The sequence below is a fragment of the Ruminococcus sp. NATIVEDY161 genome (assembly GCF_045819895.1).
Classification (GTDB): Bacteria; Bacillota; Clostridia; order Oscillospirales; family Acutalibacteraceae; genus Ruminococcoides.
Genome location: NZ_CP162392.1, coordinates 742,799 through 754,606 on the forward strand (window position 1 = coordinate 742,799; position 11,808 = coordinate 754,606).

The window sequence follows — 11,808 nt, forward strand, 5'->3', positions numbered from 1 at the left end:
TTGTCATTAAATCTGCGCAAATTTTTTAGTGACAATCGCCTCGGAATACTGTATAATAATGATAATCGGGAGGTGTGCGTATGAAATCTTCTATATTCAAAAAGGTAGCGCTTTGGCTGCTGATTATCATTACCGCTGTTGAGGTCGTGATGTTTGCCGCTTTATACACCTACACCTATAATAAAGCAGTTGCCGAAGCGACCGCCGATATCACGAAAGCCGCCAAGGATGCCGCCGAGCTTGTCACTTTTACCGACCCGGACAAGTATGATATTGAATCGACTGATGAACAGATCATAACATCTGTGCTTACCAACGCCTGCAATCAGTATGAAGTGGATATAATCTACTTTCTTTTGCCGAATTTGCGGGATAACACGGTCATGTATTTGACGCGCGGCACCAGCGCGCTTCAAGGGTCAAAAGAGGATTCGCACCCTGTAAACGATTTAACGGGTCATTATGTTGAAGGCGGCTTGACCGATGAGATGAAAAGAGCCTTTGAGGGCGACGAAAGCGGCATTGTCGTTCATATCACGAACAAAAACGAGGACAAGCTGGCTTGTTATATGCCGGTTTGGTATTACGGAGATTCCGAAAATGGAAAAGCAGGCGCAAAAATCAAATCAATTGTGAGCGCCGAGATATCCCTTCAAAATGTAACAAGTGATTTTAAAAAGAAATTCCGCGAATTTGCGGTTATTATGGTTATAGTCACGCTGACTGTCGGCGTCTCGGCGGCAGTCATCCTGTATTTTAGAGTATCGAAGCCGCTGAAAAAAATCAGTATGAGAATGAAGGGCTTTGTCTCAGACCGTGACGCGGGATTCGAAAAGCTGCCTGTCAAGGGTAAGGACGAGCTTGCCGAAATGTCAGATTCCTTTAACACAATGGCAGAGGAGCTTGAGCAATACATCGATGACGTTGCAGAGCTGAACCGGCAAAAAGCCGAGCTGAACATCGCTCAATCTATTCAGATGGGCTTGCTGGAACCGGACTCCTTTGAAAACGAGAAGGTCAAAATCAGCGCTTCGATGACGACTGCAAAGGTAGTCGGCGGCGATCTGTATGATTATCACATACTGGATAACGGCTGTGTTTTTGTCGCGATCGGCGACGTTTCAGGCAAGGGTATAACCGCCGCGCTGTTTATGTCACGCGCGATCACTCTGCTGAACAACTACTCAAAGCTCGGCTACTCTCCCGCAAAAATGCTGTTTGAGTTCAATAACAACCTTGCGGCGCATAATCCGAATATGATGTTTATTACGGCATTTGTCGCCGTGTACGATCCGGAATCGGGAGAATTGACCTACTCCAACGCAGGTCATAACTATCCGTATATCATATCCGGCAAGCTGACCGCGCTGGATACTGAAAACGGTATTATGGCAGGCTCGTTTGAGGATGTTGATTTCCCCGAATACAAGGTAAAAATGAACCCCGGCGACTGCCTGTTTATGTATACCGACGGCGTAACGGAAGCGGAAAACAAAAGCGGCGAGTTATTCGGCGAAACGCGGCTGGAGCAAGTTTTGCTTAAAAACAAAGCCTGCGGTGCAGATAATCTGCTGAAAGCTGTAACCGAGGAAATCAACGCTTTTGCCCAAGGAGCAGAGCAATCGGATGATATGACAACGCTTGCACTCCAGATCAAGCCCGACTGATAAGCAGCACATATCAAATTACATGGATATAGTGCTATACCTCTGACAATAAGATAAATAATCTCTCACAAGCTGCGACAATCGCTCAAAAATAGCGCAGTTTTCATTTCTCGCATTCCCCCAACAAACCGCACACAGGGCGAAATACAGCGAAACAGGGCGTTTATTTTTCGTTGTACCACCCTTTAGCAATGTTGTCGAGCTAGGTCGTTTGCCCGGCAGCGCACACCTCGCTGCCGGGCGATTTTTTACTCTCCGCCGTAAAAGGATTCCGCCATCAGCCTGACGCCTAATCGAAAGCCGTTGATGAAACCTTCACATTCGCACAAGCTGCTTTGCTCTGTTAAAGCGTCTTTTAGTTTTGCTACAATTTGCATTTCCTGCTCGTTCAGCGTTGATTTGAGTGTTGCGGTATGCCTGATGATGAGTTGATTCAGCTTATCACCCTCGCTGTCTTTAGGTACATCGCGCTCGAATGGGTGTATGTTGCCATAGAACAGTTCTTTTATCGTATCCATGCCGATACCTCCTTCAAGCATAACAGGATAGCACAGAAAAAGAAAAAGTCCAGAGTTTTTTCGGGTTATCTTTGATTTATGCGGCGCAAATTTTGAACGCTACTATTGCCCTGTTTTTACTATACACTAACGTGTATAGTAAAAAGGGAGTGCTCTAAAGGCGAATATGAATGTGCCACATCACTCACAACCCGCGACAAACGCTCAAAAACGGAGCAAATAGTTTTGACGGATAACTTTTCTCACCTATCTCCAACAAACCACACACAGGGTGAAATACGGCGAAACAGCGCGCTAATCTCGTTGTTCACATAGATAGTCCGAAATATTCTTCATCCTCGTCATCGAGGTCATCGTCATAGCCGATATCTTCATCATTCAGATATTCAGCATAGGCGTTGTCAAAATTGAACTCGTCGGCTGTTTGCGTGTTCTGTTCCTCGTTATCATGTTCACTTTCCTGATTACCAAGCGAAATCAAGTAGTCAAGCATGGTGAGAATACCTTCCGCAGCTTGGCTGTCGTAAACTTCATCATCAGTGCCGTAGCCGTCTGCACCTCCTTTCTGCCCGTGAGCCAGCTTTTTCTCTCGGATTTTAGCTCGCTCTTTGCTGTCCGTTAAGGGCATCATCTTGTTGAGCTCGTCTAACCTTTTTCCGGCACTGTTGACGATTTGCTTTGCCAGCATGGAGAACAGGAAACCAATACGCGCGGTATTTACCGCAACCGAAGCATTAAAATTCATACTCAACGCAGTCCTGATAAGCAAATTTTTCAGTGACCGAAGCTCCGGGTTCTTCTCGATCGGCACGTCGGGCTTGTCCTTTGTATCGTAGTAGAGGCTCAACTTTTCGCGGTTGACTTCATTCCATTTTGAATAGATCTCTGCTAAATCACTTTCTTTAGCAAACTCATGCAGAGCGAAATCAACCAATCCTTTCATCTTTCTCGGTAGGTAGTCGTAGAGCTTTTTCCCTTTCTGCTGTTGTAATTCATCCTTGATTTTTCTCAACAGAAAAAGATAATAGTCAGCGTTGAGGATCGATTGCCGCATTTGGATTTGCTGTAAAAGGTCAGCCAAATTATCTTTCAGCTCATTCCGATATCCGGTTTCGATTGTCGCCAGCTTGTACTGCTCGTCACGAAAGATGTCCTGACCAAACGCGCGGCGCAGTTTTTTTATTCCCTTTTCAGAAAGAAATCCCTCCTGACCTTTCGAGAAAATCACCAGATGAATATGCGGATGGTGCGTTGTATTATGGAACGCACCGTACCATTCCAGATCTTCAATCTTGATTCGATGGGCTTGTGCAATCTCGTTCATGTTGCGGCGAACAAGATTTTTCCACACTTCGGCGTTGTTAAAGTGTAACCTCTCAGCGTCCTCGCGGCGCAGACTTACAACCTCTGTCCAGATAACACCGTCGTGATTCGCTACGCGTTCCGCGACGGTATTGAGATCAATCGGCATATCGAATTGTGTAAACAATCCGTGGGAACCGAGTTTTTCAACGCCCAGTCGGTTGGAAATGTAGTTGACCAAACCCTTCAATTCATCCGCTCTGTCAGCATATCTTTCCGCAACTGCATCGAGATATTCATTCGCGTTCTCTATTGTGGGCATAGCATAGTAATCATCATATTCAAGTAACTTTGTGCTTTGAGGAAAATGCTTCACCACAGAAAGAATAAGGTCGTGCTGTTTTGAAGAAGCGATATTGAATCTCTTGCTGTTTGGTAACTTTTCAACACCCTCGCGGGTAGCCATGTATCTTATGAGATCAGCCATATCCTTTGCGCTCTTTTGGAAGCGACATGATACAATTATCTTAGCCATTTTCATCACCAAAATAATCAGCGTCAGCGAAATCCTGCGCGCTTTCAAGATCAAGCACACCGTTGTGTTCCGCGACAAGCTGCTCGGAAACATCATTCAAATAATTCAAAGCGTAGTCGTTTAGCTCACAGTTACGCGCAGAAAGGATATTGCTTTTGCTCACCTCGACTGCCAACTTGAACAACATCTCACTCAGGTTTTCTTCAAATCTCCCGAGCACCAGCTTGATATTTTGGCTGATGATCGGCGACAAATAACTGACACTGCCTTTTTGAGCAAGGTATCCGAGGTAGTAATCAACCGCTTCACGCACCAATGAACTGCGTGAGTAGCCTTGCTCCTTTGACATGATTTCATCCATTTTTTCCAACTGATCTTTTGTAAAACTGATAGTAACCTTCTTGTATTCTTCCATAGTTTCCTCCTAAAAATATCTCCGTTCACACAAACGCCGCAAATACTGAGGAACCCCTCAGCAAACGTTGCGCGTGTTCGCCTAAAACTGCATAACGGTCGGCTCTGCCGTCCGATGTCTTTCGCGGGCCGTCCCCAAAAGGACGGCTCGCTTTTACCTGCTTCCAATAATCACCGGCGTTTTGGGCTATAAAAAATCCCCTTGCCGGGGCAAGAGGATAACTTCCTTTTCATTTATTTCAAAGATTCTTTTTAAGGTAATATCTGCAATGCAATGTTTGGCAATTAACTAACGCTCCGTTGAGTTGGATAGCTATTTCTTCTTACACGCCTCTTGCGAGGCGTGACCGGCGGCGGCGTATTCTGTAGCGACCCGAACCGCTTATTTCTACTCACACGCCTCTTGCGAGGCGTGACCTGATACTGTAATGGATTTGCGGTCTTACACTCATTTCTACTCACACGCCTCTTGCGAGGCGTGACGTTTCGCACGTTTCACAAAGGCAGCCGTGAATGGATTTCTACTCACACGCCTCTTGCGAGGCGTGACAGGTACTCTTTAGGCTTTGTGCCGTTCTTTGCAATTTCTACTCACACGCCTCTTGCGAGGCGTGACAGGTACTCTTTAGGCTTTGTGCCGTTCTTTGCAATTTCTACTCACACGCCTCTTGCGAGGCGTGACGTCGCGCGTGCTGTTTGAATAAACGTTAATTTCATATTTCTACTCACACGCCTCTTGCGAGGCGTGACGTTTAGCGTTAGGTGATGAATCCGCTATCGGCAAGCATTTCTACTCACACGCCTCTTGCGAGGCGTGACGCCGTTCTCGGTATATTGCCAAATATCGCATTTATTTCTACTCACACGCCTCTTGCGAGGCGTGACTTTGGCAGTGTGTTGTCAAACGTATATGGAATACTATTTCTACTCACACGCCTCTTGCGAGGCGTGACGAATCCTATAACACTTCTTTACATTTATCCAAAAATTTCTACTCACACGCCTCTTGCGAGGCGTGACGATTTAAAACTTTAACCTCCTGCTCGAGCTTAACATTTCTACTCACACGCCTCTTGCGAGGCGTGACATTATCTGCTGTGGATATCCAGTGCTTATTGTCATATTTCTACTCACACGCCTCTTGCGAGGCGTGACTTTTATGCCGCTGAACGCCTCGCCGCCCGGTGAAATTTCTACTCACACGCCTCTTGCGAGGCGTGACATACGAATGTATCAAAGCAGGAGCGGTTCTGATAATTTCTACTCACACGCCTCTTGCGAGGCGTGACTGTAAGTCCGGGCAACAAGGCTGAACCAGGGTATATTTCTACTCACACGCCTCTTGCGAGGCGTGACCGGCAAGGATAGTGTTATTCACCTTGATAACAAATTTCTACTCACACGCCTCTTGCGAGGCGTGACCGATCGCGAAAGCTACCTCAATAGCCGAAATAACATTTCTACTCACACGCCTCTTGCGAGGCGTGACACAGCGATGTGTTCGCCACCCTGCATTAACGACATTTCTACTCACACGCCTCTTGCGAGGCGTGACGGCTTATGCTTGGGCTGACTTTTCAGATAATTAACATTTCTACTCACACGCCTCTTGCGAGGCGTGACCGTATATTCTTTCTTTGTTGTAGGTTCTTCGTAAAATTTCTACTCACACGCCTCTTGCGAGGCGTGACCGCTATACGCTTAAAGGCTCTCAGAGTTTCGCTATTTCTACTCACACGCCTCTTGCGAGGCGTGACACAATGTAACATTGTTAATTGACGGCTTATTTGTATTTCTACTCACACGCCTCTTGCGAGGCGTGACATACACGCCGAAGGCTTTGTCGGGCTTGTTATCATTTCTACTCACACGCCTCTTGCGAGGCGTGACCGCAAAATGCTGTGTTTTCGCGGATTTACGCCACAATAGAGGCGGACAACTTGATATAATTATTCTATCCGAGAATAATTGTTTGTGATTTTCCTGTTTTTTTCAGGCGAAGATACCGCCAAAATCAACTTATCGGAGGTTCGCCTTACAGGATAATAACTCCTTCCGGGTTATAGGTTTGCTTTGCTCCGATGTGTTCAACCCTTCGCTCCCAATTATTGCCGAGATAATAAAATCTTAAACTGTCCTTATCCCGGTCAATTAATTCTGTCAATCTGCTTTTTAGTCTCAAAAACGAAGAATAATCCAAATCAGCTTCAAACACAGAGTTCTGCACTCTTTGTGCATGATTTTGACATTCCTTTGCAACCTTGCGCAGTCTCTTTTTTCCTCCGGGGTCAGAGGTTGAAACATCATAACTGATGATTACCATCATAACAATTTCCTATTTCAATAAAAAACATGGGTATTCTTCTATTTCTCCGCGAACATATTTTGCCAAAAGATTGCTTTGGACATACGGAATTAATCCAAATGGTATTTTTTGTTTAAGATATGGATGCAGGTATTCCGTTCGTTTCTTTTCCTGCCATTTTGACAACACCTTTTTTCTGCCGTTGTCATTCAACCACACTGCACCGGAAATCTGTGTATCAAAATCTTTTTTTCTAACAATTTGCAGATTAATTAATGTCAGAACAAATCTATCAGCCAAGCACCTTGCTTCCTCCACTAAGTCACAGGCAAGCGAATGTCGTCCGCTTCGCAGAGCGTGGCAAAATCCAATGTAGCTATCCAACCCCACGGTTTCGAGAGCAGCGGCAAATTCGGCGGTATAGAGCGTATAGACAAATGAAAGCAGTGCGTTGGCTTCGTCAAGCGGAGGACGTTTGTTTCTGTACGAAAAATGAATATCACTGTTTTGCCGGGTAATTAGCTTATCAAATACGGAAAAATATGCCTGTGCACAATTTCCCTCTATTCCCAGAATTTGTTCAATGCTGTTCGCCGCTGTCAGATTTTCTACTCCTTTGCTCAACACCGCAACAGCTGCCTGAAGCTCTGAATTATTGCGCAGTTCAGACACATCATGCAAGGTACGTTTTATTGTCTGAACCGAATTGCAAAACTTTGCAGCCATTGTGTTTTTTGACAGAATAAGCGCGTTTTCACGGAAAACATCAATTTGAGATACTCGCAAAAACACATTTCCTTTCGTTTCTCCGCAAACCTTTGCAAGAAATTTACCGTAAGGTGAGATAAAATTAATCGGAATGTTTTTTTCAACGCATTTTCCCATCAGCGCAGGTGAACATCCAAGATAGCTGAAACACACAATATTTTCAATATTGTCGAACGGTATCCTGAATTTCTCGTTGTTGTCCAAACGACACACAAGGTTTTCTCCGTCCAAAGCAAGATAAGCGTTTTCGTTTGTCACATAAATGGTGTTTAGCAGCTTTCTCATGGGTTCTCCTCCAAAAGCTGATTAATGGTTTTTTGCAAACTGACGTGTTTTCCGCGGGCAGGCATACACAGGTCTTTCATTGAGCACCCGCCGCACTTTTGTCCTTTTTCGATAGGCGGAATGACTCCTTCTTGCATAAGCTTTCGCATTTCCTGCAAAATTTGCTTCAGTTCAGCGTCATAATCATCATAGTTTTCCTGCAATGGTAATTCAACCCGCTTTCGCGTATCTGCATAATACAATACGCCTGTGCTGTTGCAGCGAAACACATAATCCACACAAATTTTCTGTGCAAAAACCTGCATTAAATCCTCGTGACGATATAATTCGTGCTTCGGCCGGGTGGGTTTATACTCCACGATGGTATAACGCCCCTGCAATTCCTCCAGACAGTCAGTGACACCGACTAAATTATACTGCGGCAAATCATTAAAAACCGTTACGCCGGTATAAGAAATCTTTGCTTTTGAAACGTAGCGGTTATCTTCATGTACCCTTCTGTGCAGCAGATTTGCTTTTGTGACATAATAGTTTTCTGCCCATGCACAATTAATTTCCAGCAATCCCCAGCGGTGACGGCAGTAAAGCCAATGCTGGATTGAACGTATGGAAATATATTCCTCTGTCATATTTTTTCAATCAGCTCAACACCGTTTGGCGTTTCGGCGTCAACCGTAATCTTATAGTCATCGAATTTGCGCGGAGGATACGCAGTTTCCTCCACTTTTACTTTGTCAAACAAAATATGCGAGGGGCAATTGCCGAGAATGTTGTCGTGTTTGAAAACAATTAACTTTCTCATGCACATCTTGCCACGCGCGGCACTGTGATCTTCCTCGAACATATTGATAATTGCCGTCCACAGCAGCTCCAAATCTTCCTCGGATAAATCTGTCACCTTGTTGGCAAGCGCGGCGGAAACATAGCCTTCGGCACGGTAGAGGGCGTAAGGAACAATGCTCTTTTTGCCCATCTCCGTTGCACCTGTTTCCATTCTGTCGTCTGTAGTGCGCGCCTGACGTGTGATAGTGATGTCCTGAATATTCACAGGCGAAATACTGCGCGCAAAATTAATCTGCACGGGACCTCTGACAATGCCGCAAGGGTTGTCGCCCGTGGACATAACAGCGCCGAACGCACGAACATCAAAGTAGTTTTTGCACATATAGCTTCTGGCAATCTGTACGTCGTCAGGATTCTTTCCTTTTTGACCTTTTTTCAGATTTGCGGCGTCATACGCCTCGGCAAACTTGGTGTTAAGCGACTTGTCTGCCTTTATCAAAATATTGTAGCCCGGCTCCGTATCCTTAACCAGTTCCACATAATTACGGATTTTGCGTTTTAAGCAAACGTCCGTAACAAATCCGTAGCCGCTTTCCGCGTCAATTCTAGGTGTATTGCCTGCGTCCGGATCACCATTGGGGTTTCCGTTCTCTACATCAAAAAGCATGATAAAATCATAGCGGTTGTTCAGCATAATGATTGTTCCTCCTTGTTATCCTGTGTCTTTGTTTGATAGAACATTTGGTCTTGATGATAGTAGCCAATCATAAATCTGCCCTGATCTTCGAGCAATAATGTATTGGGAAATTCGCCATTTAGCTTATCGACAATTTCCGTAATCAGTTTATTGTAAAACACGGTGTTTTTTTCGTTCAGCTTCTTTATGTGATTTTGCGAAAGCATCAATAGCTTTGGAAAAACCAGCGCCGGCTTTGAAGCTGCCGACGAAAAGTAAGCATCCTTGATTGTCCGGTTGAGTTTTGCGGTTGCGGCAGCTTGCTGTATGTGTTCGAGTACGGCGAATAACCTTCCGCAGAGATACGCCTGGTTGGTGTTTTGTGTATCGAGAGCCAATTGCAATTCCTCCTTTTGTCCTCTCGCTCTTGCTTTTCTGTTTATACACGCTTTAATAACGCCTGTCCGCACATCATTCATTGTACGGTCTGTCTTAACTCTGGTCATCATACCCGACAGCAAATAGCCGGGATACGGAGTTCCGTAAATAACGGATTTGAAAATTGCCGTCAGCAAAGAAGCGTCGATGTTTTCCTTGTTGCTTTTCGGTGATTTCAACTCGTTTTTCAGCCGCCATAGCGGAATAGGTCTGAAATCCTTTCCGATTTGTATATCAGTTTGATGCTGCGCTATTGCCTTGAACAAATCACCGCATTTTTGCCGGTAAAAAAACTTAACAGATAACCGCGAGGCGTTCGGCTTGATTCCCAAAATATAGAAAGTGACGTTTTCGTCTATCTCATCAAAGGAAGCTAAGATATTAGCAGAAACGGTTCCCTCGCGTGATTTTTCCGCTAAGCTGTGCAGCATTTTTTCGGCTTCGTCTTTATCCGTCTTGTCGTCATCCCCGAAAAGACAATAGCTGAGACAGTCGACATATTTTTCGTGCTTTTCTCCGCCCACTGCCCAATACGCAACGGTTATATCGTCCAACAACTGTTTGTGTCTTCTGTCCGCAAGCAGTGTATTGAGCGCGTAGGTATACTTTTTCATGGCGTTTTCAGAAATATTGCTGTTGAATGACTGCTCATTTCCGTAGGAACAGCCGGCGGTAGTTTTAAATCCCACTAAAACCGTTCCGGAAGCCTGACCGCCGGCAACTCCCTTGATTTTGTTGTGGATACGGGCAATAGGGAGGTTTTCGCCTGTGACAGCGCACTGCGTTAGGTTTTCGGATGTATCGTTTGTCTTTTCTCTGAATGACTGCCACGCGCTTTTTATTTGCGAATCCTCATGCAGCAGCACATCCGGGTGACCGCCTAAACAAAATGCGTATTTGCCGGTTAAGTAGGCTTTCCCTAGGGAAAGCAGTGCCGGATTTTCGGTTTCCGCGCTTGGGTTCCAATCGCTGACAAACTCACGAAACGCATTAATAACAGGAGAGTCCAAGCCCTCAAGTGTGGTCAAGGTTTTTTCACGGAATAATGCATGTGATTTTTTGGCTTTATCTGTATGGTCGTCGGGCGTCAGATTGCCGGAATCAAAATTCAAACCAAAGATATAAAGCGGACGGTGTTCAATAAAATTGAAATCAATGCCCGGCTTTTCCGTGCGTTTTGGCAGCAAAACCGTTCTTGATGTTTTTCGTTCCTTCATCTTGCCGCTTTTCATGGGGACTTGTTCTGTCAGCCGCCAGTCGATGATACTTTCTATCTTTCCGTTCGGAGCAAGGGCAACCAAAAAATCAACAGCCTGTTCGGAATATCCCTCCGGCACAACCTTTCCGTCACGCGCCAAATCATCATAATACTCGCACAGCGCAGATATCAGCATTTTATCACCTCACGGTATTTTCTCACATCAATCACGCCGCCAACCATGTGTGGTCGGTAATACGCTGTCGTTGCTCTGTCAGAAAACACGGGATTATCCCAATCGCCGTTCAGCGGAATACCTTTGTCCTCAAAATTCACGCGGTAGCTCATAAACCCAAGGTCGGTATCGCCCATAGACATAATTTCCGGATGAATTTTGGAGTAATCAAAATCTTCCACTAATTCAATACGCTTGACAGGAAATTCAGCACAGCCAAAGCACGGCGTTCGGAAGGTCTGCCCCTTTTCAAGACGGCGTTTGATGATGTTATAATGCTTTTTCTCGTCCTCGTCGGCTTTATCGCTCTTGACGCCGGTCATTTCAAAATGAAATTCTACGCCGTAGCAAACGTCCTTTAGCAACATAGACGCCCGCTGTGTGCGTTCCTCCGCGGCAAAGATGCACGGGTCTGCGCCCTTTCCGCTCATTTGGCTTTTTATCTTCTGGAGTGAAACCTTATCCTTTAGCTCGTTTCGCCGCACGTTGGCAAAACGAATAGGCTTGAATACGATGATTTTGTCAATCACATAGCGGATAGCCGGCTTCCAATAGACAGATTTCAACATTCCCTCCAGCGCTCCGGGTGGCGGAACATCATAGCTGACTCTTTCCACTTTAAGTTCCGGACGTGTAAACAGCGCGTAGTCTCCCTCTGCTATAATCTTAAAACCTTTCATGTAT

General features: G+C 45.3%; 10 protein-coding genes and 1 CRISPR repeat array. Of the genes, 1 reads left to right on the forward strand and 9 read right to left on the reverse strand.

Going from position 1 to position 11,808, the window contains the following annotated elements; translation table 11 throughout:
• Positions 1 to 80: 80 nt before the first annotated feature.
• A complete protein-coding gene (locus tag AB1I50_RS03565) occupies positions 81 to 1,667 on the forward strand; it encodes a SpoIIE family protein phosphatase (protein ID WP_407724860.1) in 1,587 nt (528 codons plus the stop codon).
• A gap of 248 nt (positions 1,668 to 1,915) precedes the next feature.
• On the opposite strand, the gene AB1I50_RS03570 is transcribed toward AB1I50_RS03565, so the two are convergent.
• From AB1I50_RS03570 to cas5c, 9 genes are all read right to left on the reverse strand, one after another.
• Complete coding sequence (locus AB1I50_RS03570) at positions 1,916 to 2,185, reverse strand: DUF6809 family protein (RefSeq protein ID WP_407724861.1); 270 nt, start codon at positions 2,183 to 2,185, stop codon at positions 1,916 to 1,918.
• A 307-nt stretch (positions 2,186 to 2,492) separates the two neighbouring features.
• Complete coding sequence (gene mobP3 / locus AB1I50_RS03575; protein WP_407724862.1) at positions 2,493 to 4,022, reverse strand: MobP3 family relaxase; 1,530 nt, start codon at positions 4,020 to 4,022, stop codon at positions 2,493 to 2,495.
• Entirely contained in the window at positions 4,015 to 4,437 is a 423-nt protein-coding gene (locus AB1I50_RS03580; RefSeq protein ID WP_407724864.1) for a ribbon-helix-helix domain-containing protein, read from the reverse strand. Before AB1I50_RS03580 ends, mobP3 begins: the two co-directional genes overlap by 8 nt.
• Positions 4,438 to 4,751: 314 nt before the next feature.
• Positions 4,752 to 6,326: a CRISPR direct-repeat array (repeat unit 33 nt; unit sequence ATTTCTACTCACACGCCTCTTGCGAGGCGTGAC).
• Between the two features lie 145 nt (positions 6,327 to 6,471).
• Positions 6,472 to 6,762, reverse strand: a complete 291-nt coding sequence (gene cas2 / locus AB1I50_RS03585) for a CRISPR-associated endonuclease Cas2 (protein ID WP_407724865.1) — start codon at positions 6,760 to 6,762, stop codon at positions 6,472 to 6,474.
• 9 nt (positions 6,763 to 6,771) lie between these two features.
• On the reverse strand, positions 6,772 to 7,794 hold the full coding sequence (gene cas1c / locus AB1I50_RS03590) for a type I-C CRISPR-associated endonuclease Cas1c (RefSeq protein ID WP_407724867.1): 1,023 nt from the start codon (positions 7,792 to 7,794) through the stop codon (positions 6,772 to 6,774).
• A complete protein-coding gene (cas4, locus tag AB1I50_RS03595) occupies positions 7,791 to 8,423 on the reverse strand; it encodes a CRISPR-associated protein Cas4 (protein WP_407724869.1) in 633 nt (210 codons plus the stop codon). The genes cas1c and cas4 overlap by 4 nt, the downstream gene beginning before the upstream one ends.
• Positions 8,420 to 9,271, reverse strand: coding sequence for a type I-C CRISPR-associated protein Cas7/Csd2 (cas7c, locus tag AB1I50_RS03600; protein ID WP_407724870.1), 852 nt, complete (start codon positions 9,269 to 9,271; stop codon positions 8,420 to 8,422). Before cas7c ends, cas4 begins: the two co-directional genes overlap by 4 nt.
• Complete coding sequence (gene cas8c / locus AB1I50_RS03605; protein ID WP_407724871.1) at positions 9,265 to 11,085, reverse strand: type I-C CRISPR-associated protein Cas8c/Csd1; 1,821 nt, start codon at positions 11,083 to 11,085, stop codon at positions 9,265 to 9,267. The genes cas7c and cas8c overlap by 7 nt, the downstream gene beginning before the upstream one ends.
• Positions 11,079 to 11,804, reverse strand: a complete 726-nt coding sequence (gene cas5c / locus AB1I50_RS03610; protein ID WP_407724873.1) for a type I-C CRISPR-associated protein Cas5c — start codon at positions 11,802 to 11,804, stop codon at positions 11,079 to 11,081. Before cas5c ends, cas8c begins: the two co-directional genes overlap by 7 nt.
• Positions 11,805 to 11,808 lie beyond the last annotated feature (4 nt).